Origin of the sequence: Flavobacterium solisilvae (assembly GCF_012911605.1) — a bacterium.
GTDB lineage: Bacteria > Bacteroidota > Bacteroidia > Flavobacteriales > Flavobacteriaceae > Flavobacterium > Flavobacterium solisilvae.
Genome location: NZ_JAAMPT010000185.1, coordinates 1 through 18,236, shown reverse-complemented (window position 1 = coordinate 18,236; position 18,236 = coordinate 1). Strand labels below are relative to the sequence as shown.

Below are 18,236 nucleotides of genomic sequence, written 5' to 3'. Positions count from 1 at the left end.
TGACTAATTTACCCTAAAATTTAGGTGGTCAATTTGGACTGGAATTGGGTGGTCAGTTTGCACCGAAATTGGTGGTCAATTTAGACTGGAAAGTGGTGGTCAATTTGACCGTTTTTTCCAGGTAGACTGTCAATTATTAATTGCTTTGATTTAATATCCATAGGTTTCAGTTTTATTGTAAAAAAATGTCCCAAAAATTTATAAAATTTGGGACAAACTATATATCTAATTTTAAAATCAATTATTATTCTATCAACTTATTTGGATTGATAACAGGTAAAATAAAATTACTTAAAGCTGTACCTTGAAAACGTGTCATTAATATTCCTCTTGATGTTGAATATGTAATTGCAGCTAAAGCATTTCCTAAAGCAGGACTTATTGTAACTGTATTATCTTCTTCTAATTTGGTTAATTCTTCAATGTTATCCACATGAAAAACATAGACAAAACTGAACGCTCCGATTGCTTCTTCTCCATCTTGTTTTTCACTTTTGGTTTCAACATTTACTGAAAAATCAGCTTTAATTAATTTATCTGGAATATTAAAGCCTAACTCAAAGTTTACATTGAAATTGTGTCCTTGAACTTTTTCTTCTTCAAAATCGAATGGACTATTAATTTGTCCTTTTATGATTTTAAAATCAACAATTTCAATTTTTTCAGGTTGTAATAAATTAGCTGACATTGGCTAATGCTGTTTTATTGTTTGATTTTGATTTTTTCCATGCACTTGTATATGCTACATCAGTATTTATAGCATTGTTTCTGTAAACAGTTACATATCCAGTTGTTCCCATTGGCTTTCTTTGTGGAACATTAATAATTGGTTCCCCAAGTTCTGCTTCAAGTTTGGCTAAAGAACGTAACGTAAAGTTATGTTCTCCTACCAACCATTTGTTAACTTCGGAAGGTCTTTTTTCTAGCTTATCTGCTAAATCTTTTTGGCTAAATCCTTTTGCTTTTAACAACTGATTTACTCGAACCACGATATCAGCATATAATCTCGCGAAGATTTTTGTTTCTTCCGGTGTTTCTGCTAAAATTCTTTGTGCTACTTTGCTTCTCATTGTTTTGGATTTTTAGAGGATGATTTCATCTGAACCATCATAATTAGTAAGTTTTCTATGTTTTTCATTTACAATTATTGTTCCATCTTGTAAAGCTTCATTAATTCGTTTTGCGAATTCACATGCTGCTCTCCATTCTAAATGCAATGAACTTGTTTGATTTGTTGGACCATCTTTGATACCTCCATTGAAAAGTATAACTATGTTGTTTGTGATTTTTAAGGCGTATAATCTTAATGGAAATTCTGGAAAGTGGTAAGTAATATTTTCGATTGTTCTTTTACCTTGGACAGGTAATCCCTTAACTTCGTTTTCATCTCTATTGAATAATTCATCTATTGCTCCGTGATCATTACCAATTGATAACAATACAAAAGACAACAATTCTTGATTTGCTTCTTTATATTCTGCTATTGCATCATATTTTTCAAAGAATAAATCAGTTTCATTTGTCTCGGCATCATCATATTTTACGGTGTAAAAAGTGCATTTAGCAGCTTCATCATCCCATATTTCTAGAGCAAATATATTCACTTTATTATTAGTTTGCAAACAAAAATACACTTTTAAGTGTATTTTATGATTATTTAATATACTATTTAGTTTATTTTTTCAAATGTAAGAATACTATTTGTTACTTAAAAACTATTCTTTGGTATTTATATCATCGAGCAACATCACATACATACTACTTAAAATAATTAATAAGATATATAAAAATTTTATACCGTAGTAAAAGATTAGAAAATTCAAAATAAGATTTAATATAAAAAAAAGATTTGTTGTAAAATTTGTTACGATAAGAAAATTAAAATCATCAATACTTAAAAATGTAAATAGTATAAGCACAATCAAAATAACTGATAAAACAATTTCATATGATATGTAAGCAATCAATTGTTCAGAGAATTTTTTATATAGTTTAAAGTAATTAATATCTATTTCATTCAAAGATTTCTGTAATTCCTTGCGCTTATTCATTTTGTCGGATACGGTAATCAGAAGACTAAAAAAAAGTCCAGCAAATATGCTTATCCCTGTAACTAAATAACTTGCTATGCTTTCTTTAATTGTAACTCCTAAAGAAAGTAATACAACAGAAACAACTATTGGAAGGATATAATAATAAAACTTAACAACTTTTTCATTTGCTACTTTTTCACCATTATGCTGTTTGAAAAGATTATTTAAAGCATCTTTCCTAATTTCTGAAATTTTTATTTTATCCCAACCCCAAAACATACTATTCTGTTTTATAACCTATTTCTACTTTGACTTTTTCTAAAATACTATCTGAAAACTCTTTAACTTTTTCATAATCAATATTACCATTGATCAATAATTCTTCTGGAAGAGAAATTGTAGGTGTAATTTTAAATTTACTTTCTATTTTAGCATGAGCTTTTTTTCCTTTATCATCTTCATAATAAAGCGTTGTTTTAACATCTTCGTCATTGGTAATTTCTAAATCCTCCAAATCAATTCCAATTAATTTTTCATTTTTGTAAAAATCATCAATAAAATTTTTGACTGGAGTTTCTTTGCTAAAACCACTAATTTCAATCTTTATTTTAATTCCTTCTTCATCAGTAAAAGCGTAATTAAATGCTTGTCTAGCTTCTTTGCCTAATTTAGATTTTATGAATGAAACTTTTTTTACAACACTTCTATTAATAAAACTTTCTTTTATTTCATTAGGGACAAATCTTGTTTCCGAAAAAGAAGTGTTATATCTGGTATAAAAATCTTTAAGAAAATCAATCAATAAAGTTGTTATACCAGAGTTAGAATAATTTTGTATCATTAAAATTCCAACTTGAGAATTAGGAGGTGTCCATATTTTAAAATAGTGTGGAAGTGCCATTATTTCATCATTACTAAGTTCTCCAGTTGAATTTGAATTATCATTTATTTTGTAAATTTTATGATTTAATCCTCTATTTCCTCCAATTATTATTCCATCAATTACATTTGAGTTTGAGTAACTTTTTATATCATCAGATGAAATACCTTTAGTACCTTCCTTATTTAAACGAAACTTATTCTTAAAATCTTTAATAATTTCAATTTTAAATCTATTGTATAATTCATCTTGTTCAACTAATAATGGATTTTTGTCAGTTGAAAAAATAAAATTCTTTCGATAAAACTCATTCAAATTAAAGTATTCGCCTTTTTTTACATTCTTTTCTTTTAAAGCAAATGTATAAATCGATAATTCTATGCTGTCTGCTGCCATTTATTTTATAATTTTTTAATCAAACAAATGTAAGCAAAATACACTAAATTAAATTTATTAAAATCATTCAGAGTTAATTAAGTAGTTGCTTAATTCGTATAATTTTATTTTGTTTTTTTGACTTGTTTCCAATTGTGCTATCTCAATAAAAGCAATATCATTAGCAAATGCTTTTTCTCCAATTAAATGCTCAATATGCACATAAACAGCTTCTCGAAGTCTTGGGTTGTCTTTGTGGACGATATAGTTTTTGAGTAGTACTTTTATTCCTAAATCAGTTGGTTTGTTTGGGTTTTCTAGTGGGATGAAATAGATTTCACTTATTCGTAAAGTTATGCCGTAATATTCTAGTGGTTTGTCGGTGCCATTTTCGTATTTGGTTAGGTTTGTTTCGGGTTGAAGGAACGCTGTTATTTTCCAACGTTCTACAACTGGTGCATGATGGACTAGTAATTCTACTTCTTTGAAAAGGTATGGATTTCCATTTGCAGTGATGATTAATTCGCCGCCTTTAGTTTTGTTTTTGATGATGAGGTCCAGGTCTTTGTTGTATTGATGTAGTATCTCGATTAGTTTGTCGAAATGGATTTTTAGTTCGTCTTTTGAGATTTCGTTTAGGAGTAAGAAAACGAAGTTGTTTTGTTGGAAGTGGTTCCAGAAGGTTGTTATTGTTTTCATGTTGTTAGTTTTTTTTAACCGCAAAGAGCACAAAGAAGGCACAAAGCTCGCAAAGCTTTGTTATCTCTTGTCTGGTGTTGATTTATCATAAGCTATCAAGTTTACCATTTACTCACGCTTTATTATTGTTTTTTTGGTGTTCGTGATTATGCAATTTATTTACGTTTGTCTTTAGCTACATTTTCGAATGCTATTAAATTGCATAATTCTCTTAATCTGGAGCGAACTCGGTTGCCGTAATGTTTTTCTATTTCTGTGGCGGATAGGTTTGTGGTTATGTGGGTTAGGAGTTTTTTTGAAATGAATAGATCATATCTGCTTAATAGAATTTCTGCCATTACATTGCATTCGTTTCCGAAGTATTTTAGGTTGTTTTCTGTTCCTAAATCGTCAAAGCAATAGGTTCTTGGTTCGGATTGGTATAGTTTGCCGATGCTGTATTTGTGAATTATTTGGTAGCCGTCCTGGATAAATTCAAAGCTTATGTCTCGACAGGGTTTTACGAAAAACTTATGTTCTGTTGCTGTTAGGTATTTCATTAAGTTCATCAATGATGTTTTTCCGCAGCCGATTGGTCCAGTTAATAGAATTCCTTTGTTGAGGTTTATTCCATATTGAAAACAAGTTGGTTCGTCTTTTAAGAAATAAGCGATTAGTTTGTATACGATTTGGTAATCGGTTTCAAGGATTTTGAAATGATTGCCGTATAGTTCGATGCCTTTAGCTTCGAGCCAATTGATTACTTCGGTGTAGCTGTAATGTGATTTTATATTTTCATTCATTGGGTTGTTTTTTGTTCGCTAAAGCGAAGTTTTTGGAACACGGATGACACGGATTAAACAGATTTACACGGATTTTTTTGTTTTAACCGCAAAGAGCACAAAGTCCTTCGACAAGCTCAGGATGACAACGCAAGGTTCGCAAAGTGAGATTGCTTCGTGCCTCGCAATGACTAAAGTGGTTCTGAATAGTCTTTGTCGGTTGTTGTGTTGAGTTGTTTTGCTCTGTTGGGTTGTTCTGCATTTGAAATGAATTTTGGTGCGTTAATCATCCAATTTTGTGCTGCTGCTTGCCAATCGACCATTGGTGTTTTACCTCCGACTAACCAACCGACACTTTTGAAGTAATTGTAGAATTTTTGAGCTTCTTGTTCCGGAAAGTTATTTTCTTGGAAATAGGTTTTAACTTCTTCGATTAATGGATGTAACTTTTCTTCTTTTTTCGCGGAACTTTTTTGCCAACTATTTTTTATTTGATTTTCATCGGAGTTGGCGAATGCAAAATTTTCATTCTGCATTTCTTCTTTTTCTTTTTTCGCGGAACTTTTTTCTTCTTTTGAATTTTCATTTTCTAAATTGGAATTATTTATTTCTTCAAAATTTTTTGTGTGCTTTTCCAAGTTTGAAACGTTTTTATCGTTTAAAATGTTTGTATTGTTTATATAGTTTATAGAAGGTACTACTGCTTGTTCAGTACCTGTTTCACTACTAGTATAAGACTTGTTCAAAGCTTGTTCAGAAACAAGTTCAATAAGTGGTTCATTTTTTGGTTTTCTTTCGGATTTTGGCAGCGGTTTTAAATCTTCCGAAAAGTTGAATAAAATGACATGACTTCCTTTGAATGGATTGTAAGATGGTTCGTAATTGATGTAACCCAAACTATGCAAGTTCTTCAGACATTTATGATAGGTTGCTTTGGAACTGATTTTGCTTATTCGCATTACCTCATCGCGATTTATGCTGATTGGATTTTTGAAACGGTTGCAGTTCCAAAATTGAAATAAGGCAATGTATAAGCTTACGTGTGTTGGATTTAGCGTTTTATCAATGGCTACTTTCTCAAAGAAACCAGTTAGGTGTTTAATGTAGTTCATGTTGAATTACGAATTAAAAATTATGGTTTACAAGGTTCTCGATACATTTTCCTAAAAAGCTGTCGCATTTTAGAAAAACACTCGAACTGACGATTAGCTTACTATTTGAACAGAGTAGGCAAAGCATTTACCTTATTTCCATTTAATAACTTATCAATATCTGAATTGTCATAATACATGATGCCACCTATTTTGGTATAGGTCAGTGTTCCGTTGATGCGGAGATTTTGTAAAGTACCGGGAGAAATGTTTAACAGTTTGCGGACTTCATTAGATTTGAGCCACTGTTTTGTTTGTTGCGGTTTGGATTGAATGATTTCTTTTAAATCGTTCAAAAGAAGACTTCTGAATTCGTTTAAGTCTTCGCGAGTGATAACTTCGATTGCCATAACGTATGTTTTAGATTGTTATGGTACAAATTTGTAGTATTTGAATAGTTTTAAATCACAAGTCAATCACAAGTTGTGATAGATTTTTATGTAAAGTATTGTATTTATTAGTATTAATGCAAGTCGTCTGTGTTTTCCATTCGTTTTACTAATTTTTCTTTTAGTGTATTGAGGAACTTTGTTTGGTCGGATTTTCGCATTCTAATTTCAAGGAAAGCTCTATGATACTGACCTAAATCGATATTGAACACATTTTCGAAATATTCTGCAATATCTTTCAAATCTGATGCACCATTATTGAACACACCTTCGGTATGCAAAGCATATAAAAGTTCTATTAACGCGACCTTAGAACCTGTCCAATTTTGCTTGACCTTGGAATTGACTTGTGACTTTTCTTTTGGATCTCTATTTTCCATAATTAATAACTTGTCTTCAAGATAAACTTGGATTAAATCATGCGCCAAAATTTTTGCCACTTTAAAATCATGAGATGTTGAAAATGTGTGGTCTGCTTCGAAATAAAAACTATCTAATGCCATCTTAATATCAAATTTTCCTCTCGTGAAATATTTGATATCTAAGTAATTACTTCCTGTGCGATAATATCTGTAAAAATCTAAATTGTTATCGAAGTAACGTTTTAACTTATCTAATTCATTGTTTAGATATTTTTTTAAAATACGTTCGCCACCATGTGGTTTTTTGGTTTCAATTTTGAAAATTACATTGTAATATATTAGTTTTGAAGTAAACTTTGGTTTTATATTTTTGAAAAAATCTATTTCTTGTTCTTGATTTTTAAATTTTTCTTTGAGAAACAAAATTTTAAGTTTTTGAATTGAAACTATAATAATTTCAATTGCTTTTTCGCATCGATTAATTGTATCATCAAATTCTATATCTATAAAATTCAGCTGTTCATTTAAGTCTGAAAGTAATGTGTTTATTTTTAAATTCAATTCTAAAATATTTTAAAAACGTAAAACCTCTGTCATAATACCAAAACGGATTGTATTGATTTGGTGTTGAAAATAAATGTTATAGTAATCCATACCGTGATAGAATTGAACATAGAATCCAATATCTTCTAAAAATTTTGGATGATAATAAACAATTAAACTTGTATTAAGTCGGTCTATATTAAAAGTATCCCAATTATTCATATTATCAAGCATCAAAGTAGTTTCAGCTTTTACAGAAAAGTTTGCTCTTTGTTCTTTGTTTTTTATTAGATTACTTTTCATAGGAAGCTTGTAGGCTAAAAAGGTATTGTGCCATCGAAGTCCACTATATTGACCTTGAAGTTCTTCTAACATCCATTTTTTTGGATGAATTTCAATAGAGCTTTTAATAAATTTGAAGGCATTGAGTTGGTTACTGTAAGATGATTTTAAAAATCCAATTTCTATATAATTTGTTGCAAAATTTCCGGATTGTAAATTGACATCTCCATTTTCGGTATAGAAATTTCCGTTTTGACCATTCGAATGATGTGCAATTTTACCAAAAAGTGTTAATTTATTGGCTGATTCTTTATGTCCTGTTAGAAAATAAATGCTATTTGAGGAATATAACTGGGTGTTTTTACAGGATATGAATATTCATCAAACATTCTTATAATGATTTGAGAGGTAAGTACTGCCATTAATCTTGAATCTTTACGTTTTCGAATTTTAAAATTAGGACTAACATTTGCTTCAAATAGTAAGGGTTCTAAATTACCAATATCAAAAGGAAATGTAACATAACTTTCTCCTTGGTTAACTTGTGCTATTTTATCTAAAGATAGAATTGCTGTTGTATCTACTTTAGTTTGAGCTGAAGTTATGGTCGTTATTACAATAATAAAAACTAATACTATATTCTTTTTCATATTTTATTGCTAATTCGTCTATATTTTCAGATATTTTACAAGAAAGAAAATAATATTTTTCTACATTTTAGTATTAATTAAAAAAGACATAGACAAGAATTGTTTTAATTTTCTAAAAACCACCATTTTGGTTTATATTGTTTATTTACTAACCCAAATTTTTTGATTGCATGCGTTTCAAGATGTGTAATTAAATCAGGAATAGAATCAGTTACAAAAAGGAGCTTCATATCTTCTGGACTGATGCTTTCATTTTCAAGCATAATTTTAATATGATGACAAAGTTCTTTATGATAATCTGAATCAAAAATAATTATCGGAAAGTTTTTAATTACTTTAGTTTGTATCAATGTAAGTGCTTCAAATAATTCATCTAAAGTACCAACTCCACCTGGCATCACTACAAAGGCATACGAATATTTTATCAAAACAACTTTACGAACAAAAAAATAAGGAATATCTATCCATTTATGTAAATATGGATTTGGTTTTTGTTCTCTTGGCAATACAATATTGCAACCAACAGAATAACCATCATTTTCAAATGCTCCTTTATTTGCGGCTTCCATTATTCCTGGTCCGCCACCTGTCATTATTGTAAAACCTAATTTAGAAATTTCTGCACCAATTTTTTCAGCATTTTTATAATGTTCTGATTCTGGTGTAAACCGAGCCGAACCAAAAATAGTTACGCATGGACCAAGGAAATGTAATTTTCTAAATGCTCTTATAAAATTAATTTGAACCCTAAATGTGAACATTAGCTATTTAAATCTCGATAGCGGACCTCGAAAGAATAAAGATTCATTCGTAACTAATTTATTACCATTCATTTTTAATACCTTTTAAAAACTTAAACTTCTAATTTGATTTTTTATAACTCCAAACCGCCATGCCGTTTACAAATACTGCAAATCCGGTAACAATTAATAGGTTTGGCAATACTTCATAAAATCCGGATCCTTTTAGTAGAACCATTCTTATGAACTCTACAAAGTATCGAATAGGGTTTAACAATGTTAAGCTTTGCGCCCATTTTGGCATACTTTCGATAGGTGTAAATAAACCACTCATTAATATGAAAATCACCATAAAGAACCACGCAATAAACATTGCTTGTTGTTGGGTTTCGGTATGATTAGATATGTATAGTCCGAATCCTAAAATTAATAGTAAATACACTGATGTGAAACCATAAACAAGGAAAATATTACCTAGCATGGGAACATTAAAAACAACTTTAGCTATAAGCAAACCAACAGTCAAAATCACTAAGCCAAGTACCCAAAATGGAAATAATTTTCCAACTATAAACTGATATTTTTTTATTGGTGTTACATTAATTTGCTCCAATGTACCTAACTCTTTTTCTCTAACTATATTCATTGATGACAGAAATAAAGTAAGCATAGTAACCAATAAAACCAAGATACCTGGAACCATAAAGGTTTTGTAGTTTAAGGTTTTGTTGTACCAAAAAGACGGTATAACTATAATATTTTGAGGTATTTCTTTGTTTCCTGAAAAATAGTTGGACTGCATTTGAATATTTTGATTGTATGTATTTATGATTTGTGTTACATATACATTTTCAACACCTGCTGTTGCAGCATCTATAGCATTAATACTTACTGAAATACTTGTTTTTTGGTCTTTTTGAAGGTCACGATTGAAGTGAATTGGAATATTTACAATAATGTCGGTTTTTCCTTTTTGCATTTCTTGGATAGCTTCTTTTTCAGAAAAATAGGGTTCTGTAACTTTAAAATAGGTTGAGGATTTAAACGAATTTATTAAATCTCTTGATTCCCGACTTTGGTCATTGTCAACAAAGGTTATTGCAATATTTTTAACATCGAATGTAGCTGCATTTGACAAAATTAATAATTGCAAAATGGGTAATATAAATATAAGTTGAAGCATGCTTTTATCTCTAAAAATTTGCTTGAATTCTTTTTGTATGATGAATAATATTGTTTTCATAATTTATTTTTATATCCCAATGATTGTTTTTAAACCTTTACAGTGATACTATTCTTATTCTAGTCTAATTTTATATTTTTTGATGCTCAATGTTATAAAAAATACGGTCATCCCAATTAATATAAGGGTTTCTTTCCATATATATTGAATTCCGACTCCCTTGAGCATAATGGCTTTTACAATAATAATGAACCATTTTGCAGGTATGATGTTACTGATTACTTGCATGGGTAAAGGCATACTATTTATAGGAAATATAAATCCTGATAGAATAATTACTGGTAGCATCAAACCCATTAATGATAACATCATTGCGGTTTGTTGAGAATTAGAAACGGTAGAAATTAATATTCCCAATGAAAGAGCAGAAATGATAAATAATATACTTTCAAAAGCTAACAAAAAGATGCTTCCATTTATAGGCATTTTGAACACAAAATAGCCTAATGTTAATATTACGATTGCATTGATAATGGAAAGGAAAATATAAGGAAATACTTTTCCAATAATTACTTGAAATGGTTTTAATGGAGAAACTAAAAGAATTTCCATAGTGCCTAATTCTTTTTCTCGTGTGATAGAAATTGAGGTCATCATAGCTGAAACAAGCATTAGAATAACGGTCATTACACCTGGAACAAAATTAAAAACACTTTTGAGTTCAGGATTATAAAACATTCTCGATTGTACTTCAACCTTTACCGAATTACTATTGGATTGTTTTTTTTGCGATTGATAATTTTGTATAATTGCTGAGGTATAATTTGCTATTGTGTTGGCAACATTAGGTTCGGTCGCATCGGTAATTGCTTGAACTACTGCTACTTTTTTGGTTTCTAGATTTTTACTAAAATTTGGTTCGAAAATAAGAACTGCCTTGATTTTTCCTTTTTTAAATTCTGATTCTATGTCGCTTTCTTTTTCAATTTGGTTTTCAACATTAAAATAGGGTGATGCTTTTATTTTATAGATAATTTTTTGTGTTTCTATATCGTTTGATTGGTCTAAAATGGCAATGTCAACATTGTTAATTTCATTTGTTATGGCAAAACCAAACAATAAAATTTGGGCAATCGGCATACCAAACAGAATAAACAAAGAACGTTTATCTCTAAAAATATGGTAGAATTCTTTTTTTACAAATCCGATAAATCTTTTCATTTGTTTTTTGTTTCTAGTTTAAGTTTCAAGTGTTGTAGTGATTTATTATTCTATATTCCTTGCTAATTTTAAAAAAACTTCATTCATAGAATCTACTTTGAATTGTTGTTTTAAATTTTTTGGTGTGTCTAAAGCTTCAATAGAGCCGTCAACCATAATAGAAACTCGGTCACAATATTCTGCTTCATCCATGTAATGTGTGGTTACAAAAATGGTAGTACCTTTATAAGCTTGTGTATAAATCATTTCCCAAAATTGTCTTCGGGTTATTGGGTCAACGCCTCCTGTTGGCTCATCGAGAAAAACAATTTTTGGCTCGTGCAGTAATGCAACTGAAAACGACAATTTTTGTTTCCAACCCAATGGTAACGAACCTACTAAATTATTTGCTACTTCTTGAAGTTCTAATTCTTCTATTAATTGTGCGATTTTTTGTTTGATTTGTATTCTTGATAATCCATAAATTCCACCAAAAAAAGTAATGTTTTCTTTAATAGTTAAATCATCATACATTGAGAATTTTTGGCTCATATAACCAATACTTTTTTTTACCATATCGGCTTGTGAGTGAACATCAAAACCTGCAACATTGGCTTCACCTGAAGTAGGATTTGAAATTCCAATCAACATTTTCATAGCTGTTGTTTTCCCTGCTCCATTGGCTCCTAAAAAACCAAAAATTTCTCCTTTATAAACATCAAATGAAATGCCTTTTACAGCAGTAAAATGACCAAACTCTTTTGTTAAATTTTTTACAGATATTATTTTTTCTCTTTCCATTTTTTTGTTTATAAGTCCATGAAAACATCTTCAATGGTTATTGTAGCAGGTTTAATAATTATATCCGTATGATTTTTATTTTTCAAATAGGTTTGTAAATCGTTTGGATTGAAAGTTGCATTTTTATCTATGTAATGTACAAACTCCCCAAAAGCATAAACACTGTATTGATTAGGATAATTTTTTAAATCGTGAATCAATCCGTGTGTGTTTTTTGCTTGTACATCATAAATTACTTTTTCGTAGTTGTTAATGATATTTTCAGGTGTTTCTATTTTTAAAATTTTGCCTTTTTGAATTAATGCAATTCTATCGCAAAGAGAAGCTTCATCCATATAGGGTGTTGAAACTAATATTGTAATGCCTTTTTGTTGTAATCTTTTTAGCATTATCCAAAATTCTTTTCGAGAAACGGGATCAACTCCTGTAGTTGGTTCGTCAAGAAATAATACTTTTGGAGCATGAATTAACGCACAACATAATGCTAATTTTTGTTTCATTCCGCCCGAAAGAGCACCTGCTCTTCTGTCTTTGAATGGTTCAATTTGAATGTATATGTCTTTAATTAAATCATAATTTTCCTCAATTGTGGTTCCGAAAATAGTGGCAAAAAAATGTAGATTTTCTTCAACAGTTAAATCTTGATATAGCGAGAATTTTCCTGGCATATAGCCAACAGAGTTTCTGATTTCTTTGAGTTGTTTGACTACGTCAAAACCTGCTACTTCAGCACTTCCTTCATTGGCAACTAAAAGCGTAGTAAGTATTCTGAAAATAGTTGTTTTTCCTGCGCCATCAGGTCCAATTAAACCAAATAATTCTCCATCATTTACATTAAAAGTAATGTTTTCGACTGCTTTTAATTTTTTGTAATATTTTGATATGTTTTTTACAGCAATACTCATTATTTCATCAATAAGAAATTACTTTCATCAATTGCTTTTACTGCGTGTTTTACATTTTCTTCAATCATTACATAAGTGCCTGAATTGAGATTAACGACTGTTCCTTTATCATCAGTAAAAACAGCATTTCCTGAAATGCAAACTAACAATGCAGGTATTTTTGAAACGTGCTCTTTAAGTGTTTCACCTTTTGCTATTTGCAATGAAATTACTTTAGCGTCTTTTGGTTCAAATAATAATTGTGTTTGAACTGGTTTATTTTCGGTATGTAAGTTTTTTAAAATCATTTGAAATATTGATTAAATGTTAGGAACGAATTTTGAATTTCTGTAAACTGATTTGCTGATTTTTCTTTAGAAAACGAATCGACTAACTCTATATATGGAACTAACCATTTGTGAAGTTCGTCATGAGCTTGTCCTTTCATGGTACAATTTGATGTTAGTAAATCAATATTTGTCTTTAATTTATCGGCTAACAATGAATAATTTGTGCTTTTTTCTTGGTCAAAATGTATTATGTCTTTTTCCATATTACGAATGTGTAGCATCATATTATCATCTACCTTCCATTTTTCACCATTGTTTAATTGAATTGTTTCGCTTTCAGAATGTTGGTGTTCTTCAGTTTTAATTTCAGTAGCTTTTTCTTCTTTCGATTTCGTATTACAAGAGAAAAGAAGTAAACTAAATGTAGCTAAAAGGGCAATTTTTATTTTTAACATGTTCTATAATTTTTTAATTAATATTTAATCCACATTTCTGCTGGCATTCCGATTTTTAGACTACCGTCATTTTTTACTTTTACCTTTACGGCATAAACGAGATTTACTCGTTCTTCTTTTGTTTGAATAATTTTAGGAGTAAACTCTGCCGAAGATGCAATCCATGAAATGTTTCCTTGATATGATTTCATATCTTTTTCAGCATCAATTTTTACCGATACATTTTGTCCAACTTTTATTTTTGACAACTGTGTTTCGCTTACATAGATTCGCAAAGTCATTTCAGAAATATCAGCTACCTTGTATAGTGGTTTTCCAAATGCTGTTATTTCGCCTGGTTCAGCATACTTAGTTAAAACAGTTCCATTAATAGGGTTAATAATTTTACTTTTTGCTATTTGATCATTGATTCTAGCAATTTGTACATCTATCGATTTTAAGTCATTTAAAATAGGTGCATTTTGAGTTCCGACACTTTTTATTTGCTCTTCGATAACTTTTACCTTTCCTTCAATTTCATCTACTTGTCGTTTAGTTGCAGCATTTTCAGCATACATATTACTGATTCGGTTTTTCTCTAATTTAGCTGTTTTTAATTGTTCATTTAAGACGCTTTTTTGTGATATTATATTTGCGGATTTTGACGACACGGTGCTTTTAGAGGCAATTAATTGTTGTTTCGCAAAATGTAATTGTAATGTATCAACTAATCCTACTTGTAATTGAGATTTTAATTCATCTCCTTCTTCGACTTTTAAAAACTCTATTTTACCGTTAGCTTCTGAAGAAATAGTTATTTCAGTTGCTTCAAAATTCCCATAACCGTCAGCTTTGTCGTTATTTTTGTTACAAGAAATTAACCCTATCGTTGCTAAAATTATTATGCTTATTTTTTTCATTTTTTTAAATTTTTCGGGTACTATTTTATTTTCCTTTAATTATTTCGTAATTTGATTTAGCAGCTGCTAATTGAACTTCATGCGTTTTCAAAATATTTTTTGCTTCAAATAAATTGGTTAATTCTATAAGATATTCAGACGATGTTATCACACCATTTTTTAATTGAGCATCTGAGGATTTAATAACTTTTTCACGTATTTGAATTATTTCGGTATCAGAAAGCAGCAGTTGTTCTAATTTTTTAATTTCAAAATCTTGCTCTTCTAATTGTATTTTGTTATTTAATTCAAATGTTTCTTTCTCAGATGTTACTATTTCTTTAGATATATCCAATGCTTTTTTATCTGTTTTGGTTTTGCCCCAATCAAAAATATTCCAATTCGCTTTTAGGCCAACAACATAAAATGTTTGAAAAGAATTGTCTAACATGTTTAATCCGGGATTACCATAACCCGCTTGACCAAAAGCATTTATTTTTGGAAGATTTGATTTAGATAGTACACTTTTCGAGAACTCTAATTGCTGATTTTGTAAATCATAAAATGCAATTTCAGGTCTTGTTATATTAGTGCTATTTGAATATGAAACTGGTTGTATTAAAGTTGTTTCGGTATCAATATCTGAAAAAGTTAATTCTGAAAGGTTATTTAATAATTTGATGTTTTCAAATTTAATTTCTGTTAATTGTTGGTTTATTTTAATAATTTCTGCTTCTAAAACCTGTTCTGATGACGGAAGAATTGCTCCAAATTTGACTCCCGATTTCACTTCCTTAACTTTGGAAATTAATAACTCTTTTTTTGAAGATAGTAGTGCTTTTTTTTCTTGAAGTAACAAAATAGAAAAGAAATATTGACTGATTCGAGTTTTTATTTGGTATAAACTAACTTCTATTAGTTGTTGTTGTGTTTTGGTTTGTGCCTCTTTTAATTTTGCATTTGCATCAATTATTCCACCATTGTACACTAATTGATTTACATCTAAAGTTGCTCTATATTGATCTTTATTTAAAGATTGAACCCCTGGAAGTGAAGTAGGTAATCCAATCACATCAGATTGATAAGTTGCTTGTGCGTTTACATCGATTTTTGGTAATTTTCCTTTGCTTAATGCGTCAATTTCATAACTTGATTTCTGTTCTAATAAACCTGTTTGTTTTGATAAAGGATAATTTTTTGTAGCTAATGAGTAACAATCTTCCAAGGTTAAAGTCTGTTGTGCATTTGAATATATTGATATAAACAATACTATCAGTATGATTAACTTAGTTTTCATAATTTATATTTTTATTGAATTAATGATAAACTCAGCCACTTCCGTTTTTCTATTTTCTAGTATTTTATTGTAGCTTTCTTTATCCACATTAACAAGCGCCATCAATAGCGGTTCTCCGATAAAAGGAAAAATATTTAAAGAGATAATATTGATAAATAACTGTTCGGCTTCGATTGGTTTAATAATTCCTTGATTTATAGCATCACTTACTTGAAGTTTAAATTTTTCAATGGAAGGAAAATTTTTTTCAGAGCGAAGCTTTTGAACAAATTCTGGGTTTTTATTTAATTCTTGTACTACAAAATTTGGTAAATAGGGATGTTTGATTACAAACGAAACATAATTTTCAGTGAACTTTCGTATTTTTTCAAATAAGTCACTATCATCATTTAACACTTTATTTAATTGTGGTGCTAAAAGCGAAAAAGCACTTTTGAAAACAGCTTCAAATAATAATTGTTTGCTTCTATAATAATAATGTAATAATGCTTTATTAATTTTTGCTTTATCTGCTATTTCTTGCATTCTTGCACCTGCCATTCCTTTTTGCTGAAATATTTCTTTTGCAGCTATTAATATTTCAGTTTCTGTATTTTCAGTTTTAATTTTATTCATATTGTTTAATTATATAGTTTAACCATTTGGTTAACAAATTTACTAAAATAAAATTACTAAAATAGTATTTATGCTTTTTTTAACAAATAATAAAGTCTTAATAGCTTTAAATAGCCTTGATTACTAGAAATTTTTAGCTTGTGACTGAAGATTTTTTCAATATATTATTGTCTAAAATTGAAAATTTATCTTTTAAAATCTTCATATCCTCACTAACCTTTCTATCCAAAACTTTTGCGTAATGTTGGGTTGTGTGTAGGTTTTTATGGCCAAGCATTTTACTAACTGTTTCAATAGGAACACCATTGGTAAGTGTCACAGTAGTAGCAAAAGTATGTCGAGCGATATGAAAAGTTAATTCTTTTTCAATTTCACAAACTCCGGCTATTTCTTTTAGATAGGCATTCATTTTTTGATTTGACAAAATAGGTAATAGTTTATCTTCATTGATACATTGTGGATGATTTTCGTATTTATCAATAATCATTTGTGTAACCGGAAGTATTGGGATTTTGGAAGCACTTTCAGTTTTTTGTCTGTGAGTAAATATCCATTTCTCGCCGTCAATACCATAGTTTATATGCGTCTTTGTTAAGTTTTTGACATCTATGTATGCCAAACCAGTAAAGCAGCTAAAAAGAAAGATGTCGCGTACTAATGAAAGTCTTTCAGTTTTGAAATCTTTTTCGATTATGGATTGGATTTCTTCTTCAGTAAGATAAACTCGCTCAACTTCTTTGACTTTGGATCTATAGTTTGCAAATGGATTTTTATCAAGCCAATCATTGGCCAAACATATCTTGATTATTTTATTGAAGTTTTTGATGTATTTCACTGCAGTATTATTTGCGCAGTTTCTAACGCTTCGTAGCCAGAATTCGTAATCGGTAATAAATGCATGGTCTATTTTTGTAATATCGATATCAGAAAGGTTGTATTTCCATTGCATAAACTCGATAGTATGTTTCAATGAAGTGGTGTAGCGTTCCAGTGTTCCTGGAGCATATTCTTTACCAACCAATTCTTTTATTTTGTTGTTGTGGTCTTGGAAGATGGGAACGAGCATACGCTTGGTTTCGGAAAAACCAAATAATTCATTTTTTAAATTCTCTGAAGTTATACTAATGTCTTTTTTGAATAGTTTCTTCTCTGCTTCTAAAACTTGATTTTTTAGATAATCAAGATGACTATTGATTGTTCTAGCTTCTTCATTAGTGCCTTTTACTTTGCTACCTTCTGAGGACCATTTATCGGGATTAATGTATTTGTTGGTGCTAAACTCAAATCGTTTGGCATTGACTGTAACTCTAGTGTAGATTGGACAAACTCCTAAATTGTTGACTTTTGCTCTCTTGATGTAAAAGAGAATTGATACTGATGTGTTCATTGTTGGTAACCTTAAAGTTAGTATTAAATTTATTCGATTTAATAACTACACACAAGATGTACATTTTTTGAATATGTTGTTGAACACCTTGTAGTAGCGGTGCTTTCGTTGCGAGGTGTCACTGAAAATTTAATTTTTTAGTGACACCTTGAAAGACACCTAAACTTTGAGATTTAATGAATAATTTGATATAACCCTAAAAGAAAAACCCACTAAATTGTTGAATTTAGTGGGTTTTAGTACCGTTTGTATTTCTACTGGCGGAGAAAGAGGGATTTGACTACCTATTTCAACGTATTATATAACAGCTCGTTACAATTGAATTTTTATTTGGGTAACCGATTTTACCCCCTTTTTAATCGTAAAAATTACATTTCATTT

General features: G+C 29.6%; 23 protein-coding genes. All 23 read right to left on the bottom strand.

What is annotated here, in order from left to right; all coding sequences use genetic code 11:
* Positions 1-244: 244 nt before the first annotated feature.
* On the bottom strand, positions 245-688 hold the full coding sequence (locus G6042_RS01285) for a hypothetical protein (protein ID WP_065213563.1): 444 nt from the start codon (positions 686-688) through the stop codon (positions 245-247).
* Positions 678-1,070 carry a helix-turn-helix domain-containing protein gene (locus G6042_RS01280; protein WP_169522452.1) on the bottom strand — a complete coding sequence of 131 codons (393 nt, stop codon included), beginning with the start codon at positions 1,068-1,070 and terminating at the stop codon, positions 678-680. The genes G6042_RS01285 and G6042_RS01280 overlap by 11 nt, the downstream gene beginning before the upstream one ends.
* Before the next feature lie 12 nt (positions 1,071-1,082).
* Positions 1,083-1,604, bottom strand: coding sequence for a hypothetical protein (locus tag G6042_RS01275; RefSeq protein ID WP_169522451.1), 522 nt, complete (start codon positions 1,602-1,604; stop codon positions 1,083-1,085).
* Between the two features lie 111 nt (positions 1,605-1,715).
* A complete protein-coding gene (locus G6042_RS01270) occupies positions 1,716-2,312 on the bottom strand; it encodes a hypothetical protein (protein WP_169522450.1) in 597 nt (198 codons plus the stop codon).
* 1 nt (position 2,313) lies between these two features.
* Positions 2,314-3,309: a hypothetical protein gene (locus G6042_RS01265; RefSeq protein WP_169522449.1), complete on the bottom strand. Its 996-nt coding sequence runs from the start codon at positions 3,307-3,309 to the stop codon at positions 2,314-2,316.
* 63 nt (positions 3,310-3,372) lie between these two features.
* Positions 3,373-3,987, bottom strand: a complete 615-nt coding sequence (locus tag G6042_RS01260; protein WP_169522448.1) for a hypothetical protein — start codon at positions 3,985-3,987, stop codon at positions 3,373-3,375.
* A 155-nt stretch (positions 3,988-4,142) separates the two neighbouring features.
* Positions 4,143-4,769 carry a P-loop NTPase family protein gene (locus G6042_RS01255; RefSeq protein ID WP_169522447.1) on the bottom strand — a complete coding sequence of 209 codons (627 nt, stop codon included), beginning with the start codon at positions 4,767-4,769 and terminating at the stop codon, positions 4,143-4,145.
* Between the two features lie 170 nt (positions 4,770-4,939).
* Entirely contained in the window at positions 4,940-5,860 is a 921-nt protein-coding gene (locus G6042_RS01250) for an Hsp70 family protein (RefSeq protein ID WP_169522446.1), read from the bottom strand.
* 101 nt (positions 5,861-5,961) lie between these two features.
* Positions 5,962-6,249 carry a helix-turn-helix domain-containing protein gene (locus G6042_RS01245; protein WP_064715049.1) on the bottom strand — a complete coding sequence of 96 codons (288 nt, stop codon included), beginning with the start codon at positions 6,247-6,249 and terminating at the stop codon, positions 5,962-5,964.
* A 113-nt stretch (positions 6,250-6,362) separates the two neighbouring features.
* The gene (locus G6042_RS01240) at positions 6,363-7,211 is read right to left on the bottom strand and encodes an RteC domain-containing protein (RefSeq protein WP_169522445.1); all 849 of its coding nucleotides are present in this window, start codon (positions 7,209-7,211) and stop codon (positions 6,363-6,365) included.
* A gap of 12 nt (positions 7,212-7,223) precedes the next feature.
* Positions 7,224-7,568, bottom strand: coding sequence for a hypothetical protein (locus G6042_RS14230; protein WP_235933169.1), 345 nt, complete (start codon positions 7,566-7,568; stop codon positions 7,224-7,226).
* A gap of 227 nt (positions 7,569-7,795) precedes the next feature.
* Positions 7,796-8,125 carry a hypothetical protein gene (locus G6042_RS14225; RefSeq protein WP_235933167.1) on the bottom strand — a complete coding sequence of 110 codons (330 nt, stop codon included), beginning with the start codon at positions 8,123-8,125 and terminating at the stop codon, positions 7,796-7,798.
* Between the two features lie 104 nt (positions 8,126-8,229).
* Positions 8,230-8,886: an LOG family protein gene (locus G6042_RS01230; protein WP_235933166.1), complete on the bottom strand. Its 657-nt coding sequence runs from the start codon at positions 8,884-8,886 to the stop codon at positions 8,230-8,232.
* A 100-nt stretch (positions 8,887-8,986) separates the two neighbouring features.
* The gene (locus G6042_RS01225) at positions 8,987-10,108 is read right to left on the bottom strand and encodes an ABC transporter permease (RefSeq protein WP_121314060.1); all 1,122 of its coding nucleotides are present in this window, start codon (positions 10,106-10,108) and stop codon (positions 8,987-8,989) included.
* 54 nt (positions 10,109-10,162) lie between these two features.
* Positions 10,163-11,269, bottom strand: a complete 1,107-nt coding sequence (locus G6042_RS01220; RefSeq protein WP_169522444.1) for an ABC transporter permease — start codon at positions 11,267-11,269, stop codon at positions 10,163-10,165.
* 45 nt (positions 11,270-11,314) lie between these two features.
* Positions 11,315-12,049: an ABC transporter ATP-binding protein gene (locus tag G6042_RS01215; protein ID WP_169522443.1), complete on the bottom strand. Its 735-nt coding sequence runs from the start codon at positions 12,047-12,049 to the stop codon at positions 11,315-11,317.
* A gap of 8 nt (positions 12,050-12,057) precedes the next feature.
* The gene (locus G6042_RS01210; RefSeq protein WP_211161610.1) at positions 12,058-12,954 is read right to left on the bottom strand and encodes an ABC transporter ATP-binding protein; all 897 of its coding nucleotides are present in this window, start codon (positions 12,952-12,954) and stop codon (positions 12,058-12,060) included.
* Positions 12,954-13,241 carry a cupin domain-containing protein gene (locus tag G6042_RS01205; RefSeq protein WP_169522442.1) on the bottom strand — a complete coding sequence of 96 codons (288 nt, stop codon included), beginning with the start codon at positions 13,239-13,241 and terminating at the stop codon, positions 12,954-12,956. The genes G6042_RS01210 and G6042_RS01205 overlap by 1 nt, the downstream gene beginning before the upstream one ends.
* Positions 13,238-13,678: a hypothetical protein gene (locus G6042_RS01200; RefSeq protein WP_169522441.1), complete on the bottom strand. Its 441-nt coding sequence runs from the start codon at positions 13,676-13,678 to the stop codon at positions 13,238-13,240. The genes G6042_RS01205 and G6042_RS01200 overlap by 4 nt, the downstream gene beginning before the upstream one ends.
* Positions 13,679-13,695: 17 nt before the next feature.
* On the bottom strand, positions 13,696-14,577 hold the full coding sequence (locus G6042_RS01195) for an HlyD family secretion protein (protein WP_169522440.1): 882 nt from the start codon (positions 14,575-14,577) through the stop codon (positions 13,696-13,698).
* 25 nt (positions 14,578-14,602) lie between these two features.
* Complete coding sequence (locus tag G6042_RS01190; RefSeq protein ID WP_169522439.1) at positions 14,603-15,853, bottom strand: TolC family protein; 1,251 nt, start codon at positions 15,851-15,853, stop codon at positions 14,603-14,605.
* 3 nt (positions 15,854-15,856) lie between these two features.
* Positions 15,857-16,468, bottom strand: coding sequence for a TetR/AcrR family transcriptional regulator (locus tag G6042_RS01185; protein WP_166237496.1), 612 nt, complete (start codon positions 16,466-16,468; stop codon positions 15,857-15,859).
* Positions 16,469-16,601: 133 nt separating this feature from the next.
* The gene (locus G6042_RS01180) at positions 16,602-17,855 is read right to left on the bottom strand and encodes a site-specific integrase (protein WP_169522438.1); all 1,254 of its coding nucleotides are present in this window, start codon (positions 17,853-17,855) and stop codon (positions 16,602-16,604) included.
* Between the last annotated feature and the right edge of the window lie 381 nt (positions 17,856-18,236).

Coding starts and splice junctions, on each gene's coding strand:
- G6042_RS01255 (WP_169522447.1), bottom strand. CDS start 4,769: ATGAATGAAAATATAAAATCACATTACAGCTACACCGAAGTAATCAAT.
- G6042_RS01250 (WP_169522446.1), bottom strand. CDS start 5,860: ATGAACTACATTAAACACCTAACTGGTTTCTTTGAGAAAGTAGCCATT.
- G6042_RS01280 (WP_169522452.1), bottom strand. CDS start 1,070: ATGAGAAGCAAAGTAGCACAAAGAATTTTAGCAGAAACACCGGAAGAA.
- G6042_RS01205 (WP_169522442.1), bottom strand. CDS start 13,241: ATGATTTTAAAAAACTTACATACCGAAAATAAACCAGTTCAAACACAA.
- G6042_RS01285 (WP_065213563.1), bottom strand. CDS start 688: ATGTCAGCTAATTTATTACAACCTGAAAAAATTGAAATTGTTGATTTT.
- G6042_RS01195 (WP_169522440.1), bottom strand. CDS start 14,577: ATGAAAAAAATAAGCATAATAATTTTAGCAACGATAGGGTTAATTTCT.
- G6042_RS01185 (WP_166237496.1), bottom strand. CDS start 16,468: ATGAATAAAATTAAAACTGAAAATACAGAAACTGAAATATTAATAGCT.
- G6042_RS14230 (WP_235933169.1), bottom strand. CDS start 7,568: ATGTTAGAAGAACTTCAAGGTCAATATAGTGGACTTCGATGGCACAAT.
- G6042_RS01230 (WP_235933166.1), bottom strand. CDS start 8,886: ATGTTCACATTTAGGGTTCAAATTAATTTTATAAGAGCATTTAGAAAA.
- G6042_RS01225 (WP_121314060.1), bottom strand. CDS start 10,108: ATGAAAACAATATTATTCATCATACAAAAAGAATTCAAGCAAATTTTT.
- G6042_RS01270 (WP_169522450.1), bottom strand. CDS start 2,312: ATGTTTTGGGGTTGGGATAAAATAAAAATTTCAGAAATTAGGAAAGAT.
- G6042_RS01200 (WP_169522441.1), bottom strand. CDS start 13,678: ATGTTAAAAATAAAAATTGCCCTTTTAGCTACATTTAGTTTACTTCTT.
- G6042_RS01265 (WP_169522449.1), bottom strand. CDS start 3,309: ATGGCAGCAGACAGCATAGAATTATCGATTTATACATTTGCTTTAAAA.
- G6042_RS14225 (WP_235933167.1), bottom strand. CDS start 8,125: ATGAAAAAGAATATAGTATTAGTTTTTATTATTGTAATAACGACCATA.
- G6042_RS01245 (WP_064715049.1), bottom strand. CDS start 6,249: ATGGCAATCGAAGTTATCACTCGCGAAGACTTAAACGAATTCAGAAGT.
- G6042_RS01180 (WP_169522438.1), bottom strand. CDS start 17,855: ATGAACACATCAGTATCAATTCTCTTTTACATCAAGAGAGCAAAAGTC.
- G6042_RS01260 (WP_169522448.1), bottom strand. CDS start 3,987: ATGAAAACAATAACAACCTTCTGGAACCACTTCCAACAAAACAACTTC.
- G6042_RS01190 (WP_169522439.1), bottom strand. CDS start 15,853: ATGAAAACTAAGTTAATCATACTGATAGTATTGTTTATATCAATATAT.
- G6042_RS01215 (WP_169522443.1), bottom strand. CDS start 12,049: ATGGAAAGAGAAAAAATAATATCTGTAAAAAATTTAACAAAAGAGTTT.
- G6042_RS01220 (WP_169522444.1), bottom strand. CDS start 11,269: ATGAAAAGATTTATCGGATTTGTAAAAAAAGAATTCTACCATATTTTT.
- G6042_RS01210 (WP_211161610.1), bottom strand. CDS start 12,954: ATGAGTATTGCTGTAAAAAACATATCAAAATATTACAAAAAATTAAAA.